The organism is Pseudochryseolinea flava, assembly GCF_003286915.1.
Taxonomy (GTDB): domain Bacteria; phylum Bacteroidota; class Bacteroidia; order Cytophagales; family Cyclobacteriaceae; genus Ohtaekwangia; species Ohtaekwangia flava.
Map to the genome: position 1 here is coordinate 1 of NZ_QMFY01000010.1, position 20,402 is coordinate 20,402.

The following is a 20,402-nucleotide window of genomic DNA, read 5'->3' on the forward strand; positions in this document are numbered from 1 at the left end:
CCGGGCTACGCTAACGCGACTCCTAAAAACCTATTACTGCAAAACGAAAGAAGCCCGCATTTCTGCGGGCTTCAGTTTTTTAAGTCGGGGTGGCCAGATTCGAACTGACGACCTTGGCGCGAAGCGCGCCACGCGATACCGGGCTACGCTAACGCGACTCCTAAAAACCTATTACTGCAAAACGAAAGAAGCCCGCATTTCTGCGGGCTTCAGTTTTTTAAGTCGGGGTGGCCAGATTCGAACTGACGACCTTGGCGCGAAGCGCCACGCGATACTGGGCTAGGCAATTTGCTCTAGAAGAAATCGCTTTGCTCCTCGCTTTTTTATTTTGATTTCCATTTTGATCGCGTCAGATTTTGTTTCGAATTTTTGAGACCAAACTATCCTCCATGGAATACCATGCTTAATAGATTTTGTCTCGCCTGAATTATGCTCAGTAATTCTGTTATCAAGATCTTGCGTTGAGCCAATGTAGTAGCGACTGATCGCGTCACTGTAAAGAATGTAAACGTAGTAGGACATAGCAGAAGTAGTTTGAATGATACAAAACGGATACTAAAACGAAAGAAGAATTGACGACCGTGGCGCGAAGCGCGCCACGCGATACTGGGCTATGCTAACGCGACTCCTAAAAACCTATTAGTGCAAAACAAAAGAACCCTGCATTTTTTGCAGGCTTCAGTTTTCTAAGTCGGGGTGGCCAGATTCGAACTGACGACCTTGGCGCGAAGCGCGCCACGTGATACCGAGCTACGCTAACGCGACTCCTAAAAACCTATTACTGCAAAAACGAAAGAAGCCCGCATTTCTGCAGGCTTCGGTTTTTTAAGTCGGGGTGGCCAGATTCGAACTGACGACCTTGGCGCGAAGCGCGCCACGTGATACCGAGCTACGCTAACGACTCCTAAAAACCTATTACTGCAAAACGAAAAAAGCCCGCATTTCTGCAGGCTTCAGTTTTTTAAGTCGGGGTGGCCAGATTCGAACTGACGACCTCTTGGTCCCAAACCAAGCGCGATACCGGGCTACGCTACACCCCGAAATATTTTTCCCTTTATCAAACAACGTGAGGTTTTGTTTCCTCCGGACGACCTTGGCGCCTAAGCGCCACGCGATACCGGGCTACGCTACACCCCGAACAACTTTATATTCTCTCTAAAACTCTTTCAAACAACTAGAGATTTTACTCTCTCATTTTTTAGAGGCTGCAAAGATATATTAATTTCTTATATTCTTCGCATTCTCTCTTCAAAATTTTGTGATCCGACAGGGACTCGAACCCCGAACCCTCAGCTTAGAAGGCTGATGCTCTATCCAGTTGAGCTATCGGACCAATTATTCTGAATGGCTTCGATACATACCTAGCAGCATCTTCGAAACCTTCTCATATTTCTCATAAAGATCTTGAGCTTGTGCCTGCGGAAGAGAGTCAAGTTCTCTCAATATCTGCAGAATGGCAACACTCTCAAACACCGCGCTTCTCGCGATGGTAATGTAATGCTTTTTGTCCGTGGGCGTCATCCGTCCCGTTCCTTCAGCTAGATTCAAGAGAATGTTTACGCTTGCAACTTTCCATTGATCTTTCAAGTAGGGATCAATGTTCTCGTTCGAGAAAATGATTTTCAGCGAATCGGCCACCAAACTTTTTGCAATCTGATAAACCTCAAGCCTTTCAAAATCAAACATGTTGCTGCTTTTAGTATCTCAGATCTGCAAGCATCAAAGTGCGGAGAGGGGGGGATTCGAACCCCCGGTACCGGTTGCCCAGTACCGCAGTTTAGCAAACTGCTGGTTTAAGCCACTCACCCACCTCTCCAAATAACACGCCTTTACAAAAGAAGTCCATTTTTAGCTTAAAAACGAACCTTTCTCAAAAAGGAAGTGCAAATATAAAATTTGATGCTAAACTATCGCACTGCCGCTTTTAAATAACTTGATTTTTTTTCAGAAATGTTCTCAACGCCCGTGATCAAGTCGGCTCTCCTTGCCTACTCTCCTCTTAAACTGTCCGTAGGATTTACAAGCGCAGCTTTAATCGTTTGATAACTCACAGTCAATAGCGTAACGGCAATCGCGATCAAAGCGATGAAAAGAAAAACGATCCATTCGATATCCACACGGTAATCGTATTGTGATATCCATTTGGTCACCACATAGTATCCCAAAGGCATCGCGATAAGCATGGCAATCACCACGAGCTTCACGAAGTCGGTCGAAAGCATTCTCCAAATTGAAAACACAGACGCTCCCAGTACTTTTCGAATTCCAATTTCTTTAGCGCGTTGACTCGTTGCATATGCGGCTAGTCCAAACACACCAATACAACTAATGAAGATAGTGATCGATGAAATCACCGTTGCTAACTTAATTGTTCGTTCTTCATCGTGGAAGAATTTCTTGTAATCTTGATCTTGGAAAACATACTCAAAGGGTGAGCCTGGATTAAATTGTTTGAGCACAGCTTCGATCTTTTTTAATGAAGCCCGAACATCCATGTTGGGCATGAGTCTAATTGTAAGCGCATGCCTCACATCGTAATTGATGTAATAGATATGCGCTGATTGGTTTGCGAATGGCGTCCATCGTACTTGATCTTCAATAACACCGATAATTTCACGTTCCTTTCCATGGCCAAATCGAATCTTCTTTCCAACTACATTCATATCGCCGTTACCCACGAGTTTTGCACCCAACGCGTTGATGATCACCGCAGCTGAGTCAGTCCTTTGATCTCTTGAAAAATCGCGCCCAACAATAAATTTGAATCCATTGGTTTCAGGAAAATCATGACTGCAGCTGTTCATCGCGATGAGTGGCTGTGACGAAGGATCCTTCCCTTCCCAGGTCAATGATGCATCCGCTGCCATCGTTCCGGTGATAAACGCATCAGAAATAGCCATATTCTCTACCACACCCGTCGACAGCAATTCATGGCGTAGCGTGTTATAATCCGCTTTGGTTAAATCGTCTGTATTAATATCAACTTGAATAATTCAGTCGCGATCGAAGCCAACAGGTCTATTCTTTACATGTTGAATCTGCTCAAAGAAAATAGCTGTTCCAATCATCAGCGTTATCGCGGTAGCGAATTGCAATACAATCATAGTCTTTCTGAGCCAAGTTGCATCGGGTCCTTTCCCATTGCCTTTTAATACCCGGACAGCACTAAAAGATGACAAGTAAATTGCGGGATAGACTCCGGCAAGAAAACTTGTAACGACAATAAAGATGAGTGACGTTACAAAGAACGAAGGGTTGCCCCACTGCATACTCAACTCCTTTTCAGCGATGGCGTTGACCAAGGGTAACATCAACACAACTAACATCAGTGCGATGGCATAGGAAAAAACGACGACAAGAAACGATTCGCTCAGAAACTGCAAAATCAGCTGGAAGCGTAGCGATCCCATCACCTTCCGAACGCCAACTTCTTTCGATCTTATTTGACTCCGAGCCGTGCTCAGGTTTACAAAGTTCACACAGGCTAGTAATAAAATTGCTACTCCTATTGCCGCGAAAATAAAGACGACTTTCTTTTGTCCACCGGTATTGACACCGTTTTTAAAATCAGCCGACAAGTGCCACGCTTCCATCGGAAATAAAAAGCCTTCAGGTTTCAATGACTTACCATCGCTGGAAATATGATCGAAGAGGACGTGTTTAATCTTGCCATTTATTTCATTTATATCGACGTTGTCATTGATTATCGCGTAGCAATGAAACGAAAATGCTTCCCAGCTATCCTCCAACTTTTTTCCGTCTGAGGCAGAGGTAAACATTTGCGACATGGGCAGCAACAGTTTTACATCAGCGAGAAATGAGTTCTTGGGAAAATCCCGATACACCGCGCCAACGGTTACTTCGCGTTGGTTGTTCAGCTTAAACGTTTTACCGATTGCCTCACCTGCGAAAACAGCATCGGCCACCGACTGCGCAATAGCTACTTCATGTGTATTGGATTGAAGCTGTGTATGCCCCTGCAGCACGTCAACCGAAAACATCTCAAGAAACTGAGGTTCAACATGTAAGGCCGTCTTCGAGAACGCATTGTCGTGATAGGAAAAAAGTATTTCACTTTGAGCACTTGTTATAGATACCTGATCAAATTCAGTATGTTCACTTTGGAGAATCTTTGCTATCGGTGCCGGAACATCGTTTAGGGTAATCACTTCAGCACCGAACGTGATATGATGATACAGTTGAACGATGCGGTCATGGTGCTTGAAAGATTTATTATAATTAACCTCGTCGAAACACCATAGCCATACTACGATTGCAATAGCCAATCCAAATGCGAGGCCGGTGATATTGATTATCGAGTAAATGCTGTTCTTTAAGATGCTCCGCCAGGCAATGATGATGTAGTTTATAAGCATGTCTCTCACAAGTTGATGCTTTGAGATGACCCCCTGCACCAAAAAGTTCTACACGAATCTAGTTTCTCATACGCAACTTTCCATTTGACGGACCATCGATTCTACTTTTGCAATCGTGTCATTTAATTCTGCCTGTTGTTTTTTTATCTGTTTCGGCCTGAGGTATATCCAATTGAACAATATCCAAACCATCGTGACGGCATAAGTTGTTACCGCGGCAACCGCGCTCATGCGAACCGTATATTCATACATATACAAGGCTAGTCCGACGCTGAGGAGCGCAAAATATATATTGGTCATTGTCGCGTGCATGAATTTTTGCCTTCGTTGCAGCAGCAGTAAGTTTTGGAGGTACTGCTGATTATTCTGCGTTTGACTGATTTTCATCAAGAGCGGATACATCCGATTAAACATCAGGAGGAATGAGACCATCGCCGCGATAACGACGACGATACCAATTTTAGTTGTGGTATATTCTGGTTGAAAGTAAATCCAGATAAAGATGATAAATGCCGATGTCAATAGCAGTAATGTATTGGCGAAAACTAATCTGCGCATGTACTTCCACTTTAATTGTTTCACTTGATCCTTAATGATCGATATGTCGGGCATTTGCACTGACTGCTTCGACCATAATCCCTTGAAGTCAATATTAGAATCCATTTTCTTTAAAACGTTGTGTTAATTTTTCTTTGATACGATGAATCTTCACCCGGACATTTGCCTCCGATAAACCTACGATGTTGGCAATATCTGCTTGTTTTACTTCGTCCAACTCCAGCGATATAATAATCCTATCGGTTTCCGGAAGTGCAGCGATGCATTTATACAAAAATTGAATTTGAGGTTCTACGCTCACCACTTGCTCTTCCATCAACTGAGTGGGCAACTCCGTTTTTACAATCCGCTTTTGCTTTTCAACGAACTTCAGGCAATTGTTAGACGCTATTCGGTATATCCATGTACCGATATTGGATTCACCTCTGAAGTTCGGTAGCTGCTGCCATACAATAACAAAAGTATCCTGCGCTAAATCTTTCGCGATGTCAACGTCATTCGTATAACCCATGCAAAGGCGAAACACCTTTTGCCAGTGCATGCTGTAAATCTCGTCGAAGACCATTATCTGTTTGCAAAGAATGCAACGATCACAAATATCGCAACGCCAACCCCCACGCTGTGACAGGCTACTCCGATTGCTGTTCCGAGGGTGAGTGCTACAATGATTGACTTTCTATTTTTTAATGCTAGTGTTTTCATAGTTTATATAATATATGCAGTTGGTTGAATTTTTAGGATGCCGTTGATCATATCTTATTTAAGGAACTCATTGATTTGATTCATGTACCAATCAAAGTCATCAAACATAATAAAATGTAGTCCTTTGTCTGCATATTTGATGTTACCAGTGGCCAGTCCCTTGTATTGATCTTCCATTGTGGTGGCCATCGGTTTGAATGCGCTCTCCAATAAAACCAACGATGGACATGTAATTGATTTGATCTTTTCACGCAAATCGGTGTTGAGAAAATCACAATACATGTTACCAAAAGTCTTGCGATCCGATTTCACTGTCCAGCCGACGATTAAATCATATTTTGATTGGTCTTGAACCAGTGATGGAATACTCATCTTCTGCATTTGACTGAATTGCTCGTCGCTGGTGCTTCCCATTTGTGTCGCCCATGGAGAACAATCGTTCGATGGATTACTTTTAAAATTTGGGTCTCTTAATGCACTCAAGCAAGGAAGTGCATCAACGACAACAATTTTACCGACCAATAGCGGATAGTCTGCAGCGAGTGCCAATGCTAACGCACCGCCCATGCTATGACCGATCACAATAGGGCGATCGATATTGTGATCTTGAATGTACTGGGCAACCCCTTGCTTCCAGCGATCAAAGGTCGCATTTTCCTGTGGTGCTGTACCGGCAAACCCAGCCATGGTGAGCGTATAACATGTGAACTGTTTGTCGAGGTGCAAGCGCGTATCAGTCCAAACATCTCCCGAACAACCGAAGCCAGGAATAAATATGACGGCCTTTTTGCCTACGCCAGTTTTTTGTACATCAAAGGGATAGGTATTAGATGCCTTGGCGAGCACGACATTTATCGCCAGCACCATGATGATAAGAATACAGTTTTTCATTTTCAAGTTGTTTAGATGCCCTTTTGATCCTGGCAACACCAGAATGTTACAGTTGATCTAAAAAAAGAATTAAAAAACTTTAGCGTTTTTTCCACCAGATAAGAAAGCCGGTGATGGGCAAAGAAGCTGCGATCAGGCTTACGATGAAATAAACCAAAATGCTAGCGAAGCCCATGATTTCGCCGGTATGAAGGGGTTTCGCGACACGCTTAAATTGCTCATGCAGTGGCAAATTATCAAATCGCGTTACCTCCCGAACAGCGCCACTTTCGCTGAATGCCAATGTGTTGGGCATCATAAAATCAAACCTATTTGTTCTATCGATGTGTGTCACATTAAATCCGCGCAGTTGAAGACTGGGGAACAGTACCTGTACGTCGGCGCGTGAAGGGAAAATCTATCCACCCACACCACAGCGTACAACACTCGAGATCACCATATCTTATACGTTCATTAAGAGAATGTTTCATAAAGAATGGAATATTCTAAAACAATTACGACAGGCCATCGATGAAAACACGCCGCTCATTCTCGGAACAGAGAGTAAAAGAATCAGTCCGCAGATCAGCAGCGTGATCGAACAAATCACGAATTGCCAGATTGAACGGATCATGAAGCGTCCGTACCTCGCAGCCAAAGTAACGGAATTGTTTATCTTACAACTTCATGAACTCACGAATACGGCTGTTGACCCTAGACTGGAATTGCTTGCGCCACAAGATCTCTCCGGACTGAACAAAGCTCGCGCCTACATCCGCGAGAACTACAAGGATGGCTGTACCATTCTAGAACTTTCGAAAGTGGTTGGACTAAACCGTTTGAAATTAAAGACAGGTTTCAAGCTCGCTTTTGGCGATACTATTTTTGAGTACTTAACGAAAGTGCGAATGCAGGAAGCAAACCGGCTTTTAAAAACGACAACGCTTCCCATAAGCGAAATCGCGAACCTCGTCGGGTATAAGCATTCGCAACACTTTGCAAAAGCATTTAAAAAACACTTTCGTGTTTTGCCTCGCGATGTGAAATAAACGCCGAGTTCACCAAACTCACGAGACCATCAGAACCAATCATCAGAAATTTTCAGTATCGAATACGAAAACATCACAGGCGTCGTTCTTAGGCATTCCTGAACTACCATGAAAACAACGTTAGCCCTACTTGCCATTTCCATATTGCTTACGTCATGCACACAACACGATGAATCGAAATTGACGGTGTTAAACAATGCCATGGCAAAAGACCGCTTTACACTTGTTAAAAGCGGTGAGATAGAAATTCCTTTAGACAGCACGAGCTTTAACTTCAGTCACTATCCAGTTTATTACACCAACGATTCCGTCGCGTACTACGTGTCAGGCAACGAGATCATCAACAGCATAGACTTTTATGATTTGAAGACACGAAAGCTGGTCAGGCGAAACATGTACCCAACCGAAGGCCCGGATGGCTTGATCAACACATTGAAGCTCTTTGTAAAATCGTTAGACTCCATATATGTGTATCCAACGCATCCAGACTTACTAAAAAAGGATCACGCTATTGTGTTGACCAATTTCAGTGGCGAGATCCTACATCGATACCCCATGCCTTGGTTAGATCGCGAATCATGGATGACACATCTCGCCGCGCCGCTTACCATTATTGGCGACAACGCGTACTTTAGTTTTATGAAGTATGGTGACAACCGCGCACAGATTCAGCAACGTGCTTTAGTAGAATGGAACATGAAAACCGGAAGTTACGTCGCATTCGGTCCCCAATATCCTGATGCTTTTAAGCAATATTATTACGATGACTTCACGCCCATCTTCGCGTTAGGATATCACAACACGTTTGTTGTCAGTTTCCAATCGTTGCCATTCGTTCATGGCTTCAACATCAATCGCAAAGATTCTATTGTTGACGTTCCCATGCGCAGTCAGTTTCAACAAAAGGAAATTGTTCCCAATAAGACGATCACTGATGCACATGACCGCGATCGCGATTTCGAAGAACTTGGACAGGGGCAATACACCCAAATCCAATATGATCCATTCCAACTTGTGTATTACTATACTTATCAAGACGGGATAGCCATTTACAACGCCGATGGAGAAAAAAATTCGTGGGACGATAAACCCATATCCATTATTATCTTCAACACGGCTTTTGAATATTGTGGCGAATTTCAATTACCTGCCAATACCTATATGCCCAATAATTTTATTCCAAGCAAAGAAGGTCTTTTAATTCCGACAAGCCATCCGAAGAATGCAAACAACAACGAAGATATACTCCATTTCGATGTATTTAAGCTTGCGCGCCTGTAGCCTAGTCGTTGCGTTAATGTTGGTCGCAACTGCCTGTAAAAAACAGTCAACGCCAGAACATGCGTTGAATGCTAAAGAATATAAATCGCTTCGTTTCTTGACCGACACACTTGGTGTACCTAACGTTCACCAAAAAATAATTCTTGCCATACCATCAAGGGGATGCGCCAGTTGTATTGAAGCAGCCATGAAATACGCAAAGCAAAATGAAGGAGAACCAAAGATCACCATCATCATCACGGGAGCATCATCGAAATTCACCCGTGCCCTTGCCAAGAAATATCAGCTAGACGAAAATAGATTTGTAGTCGATACAAAAGGAATGTTTTTATCGAAAGGATTGGTAACCATCTACCCAACAATATTCAAACCTGTTGACGATTATACGATGGCAACACATTTAGACGCAACCAATATCCGCGATGAGCTTGGCAAGATCGGAATCGAATTTACCGAGTGACCTGGCTAATTTTTTCCCTTTTGTTTTTTACCAGCTTTTCAAAATAGTCTTCCAGCGTCGTATCTGCTTTTATTTTAATTGTACCTTTTTGTTCCGGTCGCGTTTTACCATCAAGAACTGCTTGCGTCATCTCAACAAAATTTTTAACACCATCGGGAGAAAAACCAGCGTCACGCAAAACATTCTCCCATTCGGCCCTCTCAATTTGTTGCACTTTGACATCGCGATCCAGCACGGCAGAAAGCACGTGCGCTACTGCTTGGGGAGTATACATCCTCGGGCCTTCAAGTTCATAAATTGTGTTTTCGTCAGGAAGGTCTGTGAGTACTTGCGCGGCAAATTTTCCGACGTCTTCTGGTGCAACCATCGCTAATTCAAAATCAGGCGGAAAGAAGGATGGTAATACACCCGTAGATTTTGCGACCTCGAGATAGTTAATCCAATTGCTATAATAGTATGCAGGACGGATGAAAACCTTTTGTATCGCAAGGTCATTGAAAGTGTTTTCAAGGAGATGTGAAATCTGCAAATTACCTGTACCTTTCTCATGCTGCGCACCAATGGATGACAAACCTACTACGGCTTTAATATCAGAATTTACGATTGCTTGATGATAGCAGTTGAGTAAAGACTTACCCTCTTCAATCACATTTTCATCTTTGCCAGTTTCGGGTGTTATCGCGAATAAGGTGTGACCGCGTTTGAAGCCTTCGGCAAGCGCGCGTACATTTTGTGCATCGGCGATAACGGGGACAGCACCCTTATCACGCAATGCTTTGGCACGGTACTCGTCGCGGGTTACTCCTTTCACTGCTTGTTCATTTTCCAATAATTCTGCTACTACAGCTGATCCTACCCTGCCCGTGGCACCCATGATGATATGCATAAGTCTTTATTTTGACTATGCCGCATTAAAATCTTATGCCTTAAAGAATGATTTGACCGTACACATGCTATAAGGATGTGAACCACCATTGGTGTTGTTGATTTATTAACCTCATGAATGGTTCAGCCGAAAGTTTTCAGTTTCGCATGGGCTCAATTAAGCCTGCATAGACTTATTGCAATAAATAGCGATAGTAACCGACAAATTCACGCGCAATAGAATAGAAATCCCGGAGTTCAAAAAAGTCTGCGTGGGCACCATACACCCTGGTGAACCCATTTTTTCTGAATGCTAACTTTGCCCGAGAGATGTGATGATACTGTGAGACAACTGTAACCGATTTTACATCAACAATCAGCTTCTGTACATTGTGTACTGTGGCGTTAGAATTGTTACCTTCATTGTCGATGATGATATTCTCTTCAGGAACACCTTTAGAGACTAGATATTCAAACATTTTAGTTCCCTCGAAGTGTCCTTCTTTTCCCAGACCACCGCTAACCATTAAAATATTGACCAGCGAATCCTGATACAACTTCAAGCCACGATCGAGTCGCGCTTGAAGTCGTGGTGATAGCGTGCCATCCGGGTGCACAGTATTGCCGAAGATCACTCCGACATCAGCGCGTACATTATCATCCGTGAAGCCATCGATTAGAATGCACAGCGTGTGTATGGCAAACCATGTGACGAGAACGATCAACGTATATTTCAAATATCGCATTGCGAATAATAATGATTGACGCAAGATTACAAGAAATCATTTCACTTTTGAATTGCTTTTCCGTCGAAAGCAACGCATTTCTTGGTGTATCTTCGTATACCACGCGGCAAGTCAAATGAAGGCCCAGCAATAAACATGTTCTCTCGGTGTTTTTTTTTAACTGGCAGCCCTTTCACCGACCTCATAGCGATCTTCCTTCCATGTAGGTTCGGCCGACCTGGATGGAAGATGTAGGTCATCTCCAATGGACTAAAATTGACGCCGTTGTACATAAGTTAACGGCTCATGGCACCGATCGACGATTATTTAGTTTTTAATGACATCGTTCTTTTTTTAATTTTTTCTCAATCAATCTACGTAGTATTTGGAGCAGCCGAGGGTGAAAAGTATATTCGCGGGCAAAACACTTATTCATGAGCCAACCAAACGACCTCGAATCCCTTAAAAAAATCAGTTCACAGGTAAGAAGAGACATTGTACGCATGGTACATGCTTGCCAATCGGGCCACCCTGGCGGGTCTTTGGGCTGCGCAGATTTCTTTGTGGCCTTGTATTTCAAGTTCATGAAGCATGATCCAAAATTCAACATGGAGGCGAAAGGTGAAGACCTTTTCTTCCTTTCTAACGGACATATCTCGCCAGTATTCTATTCGACATTGGCACGTGCTGGATACTTTGACGTAAAAGAACTTGCTACATTCCGTATGCTCAACTCTCGTCTGCAAGGTCACCCTGCAACGCATGAACACCTTCCTGGTATTCGCATTGCATCGGGCTCTCTTGGACAAGGATTATCCGTAGCGTTGGGTGCTGCGCAAGCGAAGAAGCTTAATAAAGAAGACAACTTCGTGTACGTTTTGATGGGTGATGGCGAACAACAAGAAGGTCAGATTTGGGAAGCGGCAATGTATGCTGCCCACAACAAAATGGACAATGTAATTGCTACCATCGACTATAACGGACAACAAATCGACGGACCTGTTGACAAAATTCTTTCACTACTCGACCTAAAAGCGAAGTGGGAATCTTTTGGCTGGATCGTTCAAGAATTCAATGGAAATAACATGGCTGATGTTGTTGCTGGCCTTGAAAAAGCACAGAAGCTTGCAAAGAATGGTAAGCCTGTGATGAACTTGATGAAAACAGAAATGGGTTACGGCGTTGACTACATGATGGGATCACACAAGTGGCACGGCGTTGCTCCAAATGATGAGGAGCTCCAAAAAGCACTTGCTCAACTTGAAGAAACACAAGGAGATTATTAATCTTCTATGATCAGAACGTTGACCTTATGCGCTTTGTTGATTGTTTCATTCACTGAAGCATTTTCACAGAAGTTCATCACGGTCAACGTTTCTGACTCTATAATTTTAAAGCCTACCAAAATCGTTTACCGCATCCTCGTAGGCGATTTCCCGAGAGATCCTGTCGCGATGTATACCGGTGAGATAACCGAAGCAAGTCCCTCCTTCTATCTTGATCGCGCAAAAGAGCTTGCAAAATTTCTAACGAAGAACAACATCAACTTTAGAGATGATCAAGCGAATGATTTCGTGATCGGCAGTCCGAACAATCGTCCAACGTTCTATATCGACCTCAAAACACAAACTGAACTTGAAGAAGTCGTAAACTTATTAAAGGACACGAAGAACATTTTCGGTGCGATTTTCAAAGTCACCTATGAAGACGAAGCTGCGTATACAAATGCTTTAATGACTAAGATTTTGAAACGAGCGCATTCTGACGCGGATCAGATTGCAAAAATCGCAGGCGCAAAACTTGGTCCTGTGTTAGAAATAGAAGAAAGCGGCGGCTTCGACCGTGCATTTTTTGAGCGCGACTATCCGGCATCTTTATATGAAAGTGAGCTGTATCACAAAACAGCAGATAACTTGACTTACACCTGCTACCGTGCATTTTCTATCAAGTATCAAATACTTGAATAATATTGAATAGTTTTATGAGTGCCGGAATAATTGCCGGCATTTTTCGTTCATACACTATGCGCAACGTAAGGCTAATTATAATCTCCACAATCTTTTTTATTGTCGCCATCATCGACAGCCAGGCGCAGCACAAAGTGCAGCAAAAAATCCCTGAGAAGACGAGAATTCTATTTCTCCTCGACGGTTCCGGAAGCATGCTTGAAAACTGGGGACGTCCTCATCAAACAAAGATGAGCATGGCAAAAATTATTCTTTCACAGATTATCGATTCGCTCAAACAAAATAAAAACTTAGAACTTGCCCTGCGTGTGTATGGCCATCGTTCACCTCGAGAACAAAACAATTGCAAGGACACACAACTCGAAGCGCCTTTCAAAGCCAATAACCATCAGTTGATCATCGATAAAATCAACGACATAAAACCGAAAGGCGTAACACCAATCACCTATTCGCTCGAGCAAGCCGCGCTCGATTTCCCTGCAAACCCTGGCTATCGAAATATCGTCATTCTCATCACTGACGGCATTGAATCTTGTGGAGGGGACATCTGTGCAACGTCTCGTGCATTGCAAGCGAAAGGAATATTTCTCCGCCCCTACATCATCGGACTCGGCCTACGAGCAGAAGAAAACCTAAACTGCGCAGGCAAATTCATCAATGCCGATACACCTGGTAAATTTCATGACATCTTAAATGATGCGATCGAAAAATCCTTTTCAAAAACGACCGTGAGTGTTGAACTACTCGACGCTCAAAACCAACCACGTGAATCGAATGTAAACATCATGTTCATCAACACGACTACAAACATGACGATGTATGATTTCATTCACTATCGCGATGCGCAGGGAAACCCGGACACCGTACAAATTGATCCTGTTGTCGACTATGATTTGATTGTGAGCACTATTCCGCAGACAGTCGTGCGAAGCGTATCCATTAAAACCGGTTCGCACAATGTGATCCGAATTCCTGTACCGCAGGGAAATCTACGGATCGAGCAAGAAGGAAGAAAGAATGATGCTTTGGAATCGATCGTGCGTCAAAAGGGAGAACCAGGAATCATCATGGTACAAAAGGGCAATGCAGCGATTCGATATCTCATCGGAAAGTATGAAGTAGAGACGTTGACATTTCCGCGGCGAAAATTTCAAGTAGAAGTACAGTCGAATAAAACCCAGGTGATCACACTACCACCACCTGGCGTTGTGAATGTAAACACCGTATCCCCCGGCTACGGCAGTTTGTATGAGATGAAAAGTGATGGCTCTTGGGAATGGGTTACACATCTTAACGATTTGAAGTCGCAGTTCACGTTAAACTTGCTGCCGGGTACTTACAAAATTGTTTTCCGCGTGAAAAATACGACGGGAAGTAAATACAGTGCGTATAAAATTTTTCAATTGAAATCAGGCGAGACCAAACTTGTAAAAGTATTTGGATGAAAAATCAAAAAATACTGATGATTCAAACTACCAGGACGCCCTTCTACTGGTGGTTTTCTTCATGAATTTTTGAGCACTCTTGCGATTGACCGCTTTCCGCGAGCAGGAACCACGGCAGAATAGCGATGGCTAGCGCAAGAATAAAAAGTATCAGCAAATTGCGATTCGATTTTCTCTTTGGTGAGGCGAGGTTGTTCTGTGACATTACGTAGTTTTTGAAGTCTTTACGAACCTTATGACTGTGAGGTTGAAAATCGTTGGGGTATTTCACGATGTTTAACAAATCATTAACAGAATCACGACTTTAGCGCTGGTGAATAGAAAATATTTTACGACTTTCGCAGCGCCTCTTTACGTGGATCGACTACGTAGACGAGTGATTTCAAATTTGAAAACGTACCCGAGAATATGACCAAATTTACTTTTACTGAAAAGAAGGATACCCGCTCTGGTTTTGGTGTAGGCCTTCATGAGCTTGGCAAGAAGAACAGCAATGTTGTTGCGCTTTGTGCCGACCTAACAGGCTCACTTAAAATGGATGCTTTCAAGAAAGAATTTCCAGAACGTTTCTACCAAGTAGGAATTGCCGAAGCAAACATGATGGGTCTTGCCGCTGGTATGACCATCGGTGGAAAAATTCCCTTCACTGGAACATTTGCGAACTTCTCGACAGGTCGCGTGTACGATCAAATTCGTCAGTCAATTGCTTACTCAGATAAGAACGTAAAGATCTGCGCATCTCACGCAGGTTTGACTCTTGGAGAAGACGGTGCAACACACCAAATTCTTGAGGATGTCGGCATGATGAAGATGTTACCTGGCATGACGGTTATCGTTCCTTGTGACTATAACCAAACAAAAGCAGCCACGATTGCCCTGGGTGATCATCATGGTCCAGCATACTTACGTTTCGGTCGCCCAAGCTGGCCAATCTTTATGGCAGCAGATAGACCATTCGTTATTGGTAAAGCTGATAAGCTTATTGAAGGAACAGATGTTACTATCTTCGCTAACGGCCACATGGTATGGCAAGCTGTAGAAGCCGAAGCAATTTTGGCGGCTAAAGGAATTAGCGTTGAGTTGATCAATATCCATACGGTGAAGCCACTCGATGTAGAAGCGATCTTAGCTTCAGCATCTAAAACAAGATGCGTTGTTACCGCAGAAGAACATCAAATTAACGGTGGTCTTGGCGACAGCGTAGCGCAAGTGTTGGCGAGGTTCAACCCTACACCAATTGAAATGGTTGCCGTAAACGATTCATTCGGAGAAAGCGGTACACCAACTCAACTTCTGAAGAAGTATGGTCTCAGCCCCGAGAACATTGTTGCAGCGGCAGAAAAAGCAATTGCAAGAAAGAAATAAGTATTAGTTTCCATTCAGATAAAAGGCTCCGTCTACAAGCGGAGTCTTTTTTTTTGCGCATTACCTTTCACACCACAATCGGATTTCGGTTTCTCGCAAGAAAAATCTTGCGCTTTTGGTGATGCTGCTGATCTCATCCTTGTCATTGCAAACTCACAGTCTATCGAAGTAAATATTGTCGAGCAGTATAAGAAATAGTAAAACGCTAGGACAGAATTGATTCAAGATTTCGTCTCTGATTTCGATCGCGCTAAAAAAACTATTCATCGCTCTATCTCTTCGATGTTGTTCGAAACGACGACGCGAAACACACGGAGCCTGCAAGACACGGCATGACAACTGTTCTCAATGGAGGAACTGACTCCAATAGGTTTTATCTCGTGTTGAACTGCGGAGAAAAATCACGCAGCAAAAAAAAAGATTTATCGAAAACCAGCTTGACTACATCACGTTCTTTGCTGACACGGCGGACTGCATTCCAGAAATTGAACACTGTCCGCAAAAGTTGCAGGTGGAAATGATCACGTCACGAATCTTCATCCACGTATTTCAAGAATCGAGATTTATATGTTTATTTGGTAGTACCAATCCGTATTGAGCGGAGATAAACCAGAGGCGCCATGGAATTGACTTATAAACTCATTGATAGTGAACCGCTATTCGAATCATTCAGAACATTACTTCGGGCATCCAATCTTCCTGCCGATGATTTGAATTATAAGAAAGATCTTTTGCTAGGCTATTATGAATCGAACGTCTTGGTAGGAACCGGTGCATTAGAAGTATACGGAGATTATGCACTACTTCGTTCATTGTCGGTAAAGCTCGGAATACGTGGACGAAATGTCGGTACGACCATTGCCGAATATCTGATCGACGAAGCGCGTGAAAGAAAACTGAAAGGAATTTATTTACTCACAGAAACAGCGCGCGGCTTTTTTGCTAAGCGTGGTTTCGCAGATGTTACGCGCGCAGAGGTTCCGGAAGCACTTAAAGCTTCATCAGAGTTTTCCCATGTTTGCCCTACCACGGCTGCTGTGATGTTTTTAGAATTATAAAATTCTAGACAGTACGATTTTACCAAGCTACGCAAGACGACAGTACAGAAAGAGACCATCGTCTATACCCACCACTTGAGACGAAGCCCACCTTGCACTGAGCACTACCAATCGAACGTTAGTGCTTAAAAAAAATCAAGTTTATACTACTGCTTGCCCTTTACATCTTTTATTACATTTGCGTTTCACAACCAACGCATGAAAATCAATAAGTACTTTGTAATCGATTTCGATAGCACCTTTACGAAAGTTGAAGCCTTTGATGTACTCGCTGAGATATCGCTGGCGGATCACCCGGAGAGAGAACACCGAAAAAAACAGATCGTTGAGATCACCAACCAGGGAATGGACGGTTCACTTTCGCTCCGGGAATCACTCGAAAAACGATTAAACTTATTGGCGCCAAGTAAGCAACACCTACCTGCGCTTATCACAAAGCTCAAGGGGAGCGTATCTGAATCTTTCAAACGCAATAAAGACTTCTTCCAAACGTACGCGGACAATATCTATATCATTTCCAATGGCTTTAAAGAGTTCATTGAACCAATTGTTACGGAGTTTGGCATCAAGTCAGAGAATATTCTAGCCAACGAATTCCGTTTCGACAAAGATGGACGTGTTGTCGGCTTCGATACCGAAAACCCACTGTCGGCTAACGGCGGCAAAGTTGAGCAGTTGAAGAAGCTTAACCTTCCCGGCGATGTGTATGTAATCGGGGATGGTTATACCGACTACGAAATCAAGCATGCTGGTCTCGCCAACAAATTCTACGCGTTCACTGAAAACGTAGAACGTGAAAGTGTGAAAAGCAAAGCGGATCACATCACACCAAGTCTTGACGAGTTCCTGTACCTAAACAAACTCAACACCGCGATTTCTTATCCGAAGAACAGAATCAATGTTTTGCTGCTTGAAAACGTTCACCCAGTAGCCGTAGCGTTGCTTCGCGCCGAAGGGTTCAATGTAGAAACGTATCACGCAGCGATGACGGAAGAAGAATTGATCGACAGGGTAAAGAACGTACACGTGCTCGGCATCCGGTCGAAGACCATGGTAACCGCCAAGGTACTCGAGCATGCAAACCGATTGATGGCAATCGGCGCATTCTGTATCGGCACTAACCAGATCGATCTTAAAGAAGCTACCAAAAAAGGTATCGCGGTTTTCAATGCACCCTTTAGCAATACCCGTTCCGTTGTGGAACTGGCCATTGCGCAGATGATTATCTTGATCCGTAACATCGTTGACAAATCAAACAAGATGCACGACGGCGTTTGGGATAAATCTGCTAAGGGAAGCTTTGAAGTGCGCGGTAAAAAGCTTGGCTTGATCGGCTACGGAAATATCGGAACACAACTTTCAGTAATTGCCGAGTCACTTGGCATGAAAGTGATCTATTATGATGCTGAGGAGAAACTATCGCTTGGTAATGCAGTGAAGTGTAAGACTATGCGTGAAGTACTGGAGCAAGCCGACGTAATTTCAATGCACGTTGATGGGCGTAAAACAAACACAAACATCATCGGTGCAAAAGAATTTGCCCTGATGAAGAAAGGTGTGATCTTCATCAACCTAAGCCGTGGTCATGTGGTCGATATACAAGCATTGCGCGAGAACATCCTATCAGGCAAAGTAGCAGGTTGTGCTATCGACGTGTTCCCTTACGAGCCCGTAAGTAATGATGAGGAATTTAAATCGGAATTGAGAGGACTTCCAAATACAATTCTTACGCCACACATTGGTGGTAGCACATTGGAAGCGCAAGAGAATATCGGAAACTTTGTGCCTACGAAAATGATGGAGTACATCAACAATGGCAGCACTTCCAATAGTGTTAACTTCCCGAACATCACGTTGCCAATTCTCGAGAATGCACATCGTTTGATTCATATACACAACAACGTTCCTGGTATCTTAGCAAAGATCAACCAGATCCTAGCGGAGAACGGAATCAACATTGTTGGACAATATTTAAAGACCAACGAATCGATTGGATATGTGATCACAGACATCAATAAAGAATACAACAAAGATGTGATTGCACAACTTCGTGCGATTGAACACACAATTAAATTCAGAGTGTTGTATTGATCGACAAAAGATTTAAAACGAAAGCGGCTGTCTCGATAAGAAACAGCCGCTTTTTTATTTTCATTCGCTTCAAGGCGCGAACGGATTTGCAAAAGAACCACAGGATTTGGTGAGGTGTTTCTGAACCCCGATAAGACAAGTTTTGAGCTGCCGGCGTCCGCAACCTTCTTCTGTTATCCTGCTTTTTGGGCGAGGTCCCGATTGCTCGGGATGAGGCCTGGTTTTGGTCGAAAGCTTCGCTCGGTAGTTGTTTTAGATTGTTAGGTTCAGCAAACGTGTCCCAAACCCAGTGGTCATGCAAACTTATAGAAATCCTTGTGCCTGTTCACCCTTGTAGGAAAACTATTTTTTCATAAAGCACAAACAATCGTTTGTATCTCACTGATCCTCAAAGTTTCAGTGAAAAACATCACGTCATAAATATCAATTCCCCAAAGTATTTTAGTTTTGCTGCCGTCTTATGAACCAGAAAATCAATTTTACCCCAGGCCCATCACAGTTATATTTTACTGTTGAAGATCACGTACGAACAGCTTTTCGCGAGGGCATCCCGTCACTCTCCCATCGCACGAAACAATTCGAAGGAATCTATGCTAAAGTTGTAGACGGTCTGCGCGAACTACTAGGCGTACCAGCGAACTACCATGTATTCTTCACCGGCTCTGCGAATGAAATATGGGAACGCATTATTCAGAACTTGGTAGAAGACAAATCTTTTCATTTAGTGAATGGCTCATTTTCTAAACGGTTTTACGAAATAGCCCTTCAGTTAAATAAACACCCTGAAAAACTCGAAGTACCTATGGGGCAGGGTTTCGCTGGAGACATCGCTGTGCCTGCTGGCATCGAACTTATCGGCGTAACACATAACGAAACGAGCTCAGGTGTATCGCTTCCCATCAGTCAGATACAAAAACTACGTGCACAAAATCCAAACGCGTTAATCGCCGTGGATGCAGTATCATCTCTTCCCTATCCTGATTTCGATTTCACACAATTCGACACCATTTTCTTTTCCGTTCAAAAAGGCTTTGGACTTCCCGCCGGACTTGGTGTGTGGCTCGTGAATGATCGATGTGTAACAAAAGCGGAGTTCCTTCAAACAAAAAAAATATCTACAGGATCATATCACAATATTCCTACTTTCCTGGCACACTCAGTTAAGAATCAAAATCCTGAGACACCTAATGTATTGGGCATGTATTTACTGGGTGAAGTGATTGCCGATTTTAATCGACGCGGCATTACCAGCATTCGAAAAGAGACAGAATACAAATCGACGTTACTTTATCAAGCACTCGATAACCATCCGCTGTTCAGTGCGTTCGTTCAAGACGTAAACCTCCGTTCGAAAACAGTAATCGTGGCACAGACAGGAGAGCATACGGAAGCCGTAACAAAGTTCTTGCAATCAAAAGGCATTCAACCTGGCGATGGTTACGGTGCTGCCAAGAAAACACAACTCCGTTTTGCTAATTTCCCAACGCATTCGAAAGAGCAATATGAGTTGCTTGTAGATTCGCTAAATGAGTTTAAAGTTTAAAGCAGAAAAGTTTAAAGTTTGCTTTCTGACAGCACCTTGGTTTCAGTA

General features: G+C 43.3%; 22 protein-coding genes and 3 tRNA genes. 11 read left to right on the top strand and 14 right to left on the bottom strand.

All coding sequences use genetic code 11. The features are described 5' to 3' along the window. Positions 1-283, top strand: a 283-nt coding sequence (locus DQQ10_RS27990) for a hypothetical protein (RefSeq protein WP_165824001.1), incomplete at its 5' end; no start/stop codon positions are given. Here the strand turns inward: DQQ10_RS27990 and DQQ10_RS17975 are convergent. The 12 genes from DQQ10_RS17975 to DQQ10_RS18025 form a co-directional block, all read right to left on the bottom strand. After that, entirely contained in the window at positions 280-522 is a 243-nt protein-coding gene (locus tag DQQ10_RS17975; RefSeq protein ID WP_112748285.1) for a GIY-YIG nuclease family protein, read from the bottom strand. The two genes, DQQ10_RS27990 and DQQ10_RS17975, sit on opposite strands and share 4 nt — an antisense overlap. 444 nt (positions 523-966) lie before the next feature. Further along, positions 967-1,040 (bottom strand) — tRNA-Pro (locus DQQ10_RS17980). A gap of 219 nt (positions 1,041-1,259) precedes the next feature. Then, a tRNA-Arg gene (locus tag DQQ10_RS17985) sits at positions 1,260-1,333 on the bottom strand. A gap of 2 nt (positions 1,334-1,335) precedes the next feature. Continuing rightward, positions 1,336-1,686, bottom strand: coding sequence for a four helix bundle protein (locus DQQ10_RS17990; protein WP_112748286.1), 351 nt, complete (start codon positions 1,684-1,686; stop codon positions 1,336-1,338). A gap of 41 nt (positions 1,687-1,727) precedes the next feature. Next, positions 1,728-1,816, bottom strand: a tRNA-Ser gene (locus tag DQQ10_RS17995). A gap of 172 nt (positions 1,817-1,988) precedes the next feature. Continuing rightward, positions 1,989-2,912, bottom strand: a complete 924-nt coding sequence (locus DQQ10_RS18000) for an ABC transporter permease (RefSeq protein WP_165824003.1) — start codon at positions 2,910-2,912, stop codon at positions 1,989-1,991. Positions 2,913-2,993: 81 nt separating this feature from the next. Further along, positions 2,994-4,376: an ABC transporter permease gene (locus DQQ10_RS18005; RefSeq protein WP_112748288.1), complete on the bottom strand. Its 1,383-nt coding sequence runs from the start codon at positions 4,374-4,376 to the stop codon at positions 2,994-2,996. A gap of 66 nt (positions 4,377-4,442) precedes the next feature. After that, a complete protein-coding gene (locus tag DQQ10_RS18010; RefSeq protein WP_112748289.1) occupies positions 4,443-5,039 on the bottom strand; it encodes a hypothetical protein in 597 nt (198 codons plus the stop codon). Continuing rightward, positions 5,029-5,499, bottom strand: a complete 471-nt coding sequence (locus DQQ10_RS18015) for an RNA polymerase sigma factor (protein ID WP_112748290.1) — start codon at positions 5,497-5,499, stop codon at positions 5,029-5,031. Before DQQ10_RS18015 ends, DQQ10_RS18010 begins: the two co-directional genes overlap by 11 nt. After that, on the bottom strand, positions 5,499-5,636 hold the full coding sequence (locus DQQ10_RS27995; protein WP_165824004.1) for a hypothetical protein: 138 nt from the start codon (positions 5,634-5,636) through the stop codon (positions 5,499-5,501). The genes DQQ10_RS18015 and DQQ10_RS27995 overlap by 1 nt, the downstream gene beginning before the upstream one ends. 54 nt (positions 5,637-5,690) lie before the next feature. Further along, entirely contained in the window at positions 5,691-6,527 is an 837-nt protein-coding gene (locus DQQ10_RS18020; RefSeq protein WP_185147039.1) for an alpha/beta fold hydrolase, read from the bottom strand. A 79-nt stretch (positions 6,528-6,606) separates the two neighbouring features. Beyond that, complete coding sequence (locus tag DQQ10_RS18025; protein ID WP_112748291.1) at positions 6,607-6,825, bottom strand: PepSY domain-containing protein; 219 nt, start codon at positions 6,823-6,825, stop codon at positions 6,607-6,609. Between the two features lie 163 nt (positions 6,826-6,988). Here DQQ10_RS18025 and DQQ10_RS18030 point away from each other — a divergent pair, with 163 nt between their 5' ends. The 3 genes from DQQ10_RS18030 to DQQ10_RS18040 all read left to right on the top strand — a co-directional run bounded on the left by DQQ10_RS18030 (position 6,989) and on the right by DQQ10_RS18040 (position 9,296). Then, positions 6,989-7,555 (top strand): helix-turn-helix transcriptional regulator, encoded by a 567-nt coding sequence (locus DQQ10_RS18030; RefSeq protein ID WP_112748292.1) that lies wholly within the window; start codon positions 6,989-6,991, stop codon positions 7,553-7,555. Between the two features lie 108 nt (positions 7,556-7,663). Beyond that, positions 7,664-8,836 carry a DUF4221 family protein gene (locus DQQ10_RS18035; RefSeq protein WP_112748293.1) on the top strand — a complete coding sequence of 391 codons (1,173 nt, stop codon included), beginning with the start codon at positions 7,664-7,666 and terminating at the stop codon, positions 8,834-8,836. Continuing rightward, a complete protein-coding gene (locus DQQ10_RS18040) occupies positions 8,811-9,296 on the top strand; it encodes a hypothetical protein (RefSeq protein WP_133259692.1) in 486 nt (161 codons plus the stop codon). Before DQQ10_RS18035 ends, DQQ10_RS18040 begins: the two co-directional genes overlap by 26 nt. Here the strand turns inward: DQQ10_RS18040 and DQQ10_RS18045 are convergent. Continuing rightward, positions 9,286-10,182 (bottom strand): NmrA family NAD(P)-binding protein, encoded by an 897-nt coding sequence (locus DQQ10_RS18045; RefSeq protein ID WP_112748295.1) that lies wholly within the window; start codon positions 10,180-10,182, stop codon positions 9,286-9,288. The genes DQQ10_RS18040 and DQQ10_RS18045 overlap by 11 nt on opposite strands. A gap of 172 nt (positions 10,183-10,354) precedes the next feature. Then, positions 10,355-10,906 carry a YdcF family protein gene (locus DQQ10_RS18050; protein WP_112748296.1) on the bottom strand — a complete coding sequence of 184 codons (552 nt, stop codon included), beginning with the start codon at positions 10,904-10,906 and terminating at the stop codon, positions 10,355-10,357. 413 nt (positions 10,907-11,319) lie between these two features. Here DQQ10_RS18050 and DQQ10_RS18060 point away from each other — a divergent pair, with 413 nt between their 5' ends. The 7 genes from DQQ10_RS18060 to DQQ10_RS18095 all read left to right on the top strand — a co-directional run bounded on the left by DQQ10_RS18060 (position 11,320) and on the right by DQQ10_RS18095 (position 20,354). Further along, positions 11,320-12,171, top strand: coding sequence for a transketolase (locus DQQ10_RS18060; protein WP_112748298.1), 852 nt, complete (start codon positions 11,320-11,322; stop codon positions 12,169-12,171). 6 nt (positions 12,172-12,177) lie between these two features. Beyond that, positions 12,178-12,852 (top strand): SIMPL domain-containing protein, encoded by a 675-nt coding sequence (locus tag DQQ10_RS18065; RefSeq protein WP_112748299.1) that lies wholly within the window; start codon positions 12,178-12,180, stop codon positions 12,850-12,852. A 14-nt stretch (positions 12,853-12,866) separates the two neighbouring features. Beyond that, a complete protein-coding gene (locus tag DQQ10_RS18070; RefSeq protein ID WP_245970466.1) occupies positions 12,867-14,297 on the top strand; it encodes a vWA domain-containing protein in 1,431 nt (476 codons plus the stop codon). 408 nt (positions 14,298-14,705) lie between these two features. Continuing rightward, on the top strand, positions 14,706-15,662 hold the full coding sequence (locus DQQ10_RS18080) for a transketolase family protein (protein WP_112748301.1): 957 nt from the start codon (positions 14,706-14,708) through the stop codon (positions 15,660-15,662). A 620-nt stretch (positions 15,663-16,282) separates the two neighbouring features. Beyond that, on the top strand, positions 16,283-16,720 hold the full coding sequence (gene arsN2 / locus DQQ10_RS18085) for an arsenic resistance N-acetyltransferase ArsN2 (RefSeq protein ID WP_112748302.1): 438 nt from the start codon (positions 16,283-16,285) through the stop codon (positions 16,718-16,720). Between the two features lie 198 nt (positions 16,721-16,918). Then, entirely contained in the window at positions 16,919-18,811 is a 1,893-nt protein-coding gene (gene serA / locus DQQ10_RS18090) for a phosphoglycerate dehydrogenase (RefSeq protein WP_112748303.1), read from the top strand. Positions 18,812-19,271: 460 nt separating this feature from the next. Then, positions 19,272-20,354: an aminotransferase class V-fold PLP-dependent enzyme gene (locus DQQ10_RS18095; RefSeq protein WP_112748304.1), complete on the top strand. Its 1,083-nt coding sequence runs from the start codon at positions 19,272-19,274 to the stop codon at positions 20,352-20,354. Positions 20,355-20,402: the final 48 nt, after the last annotated feature.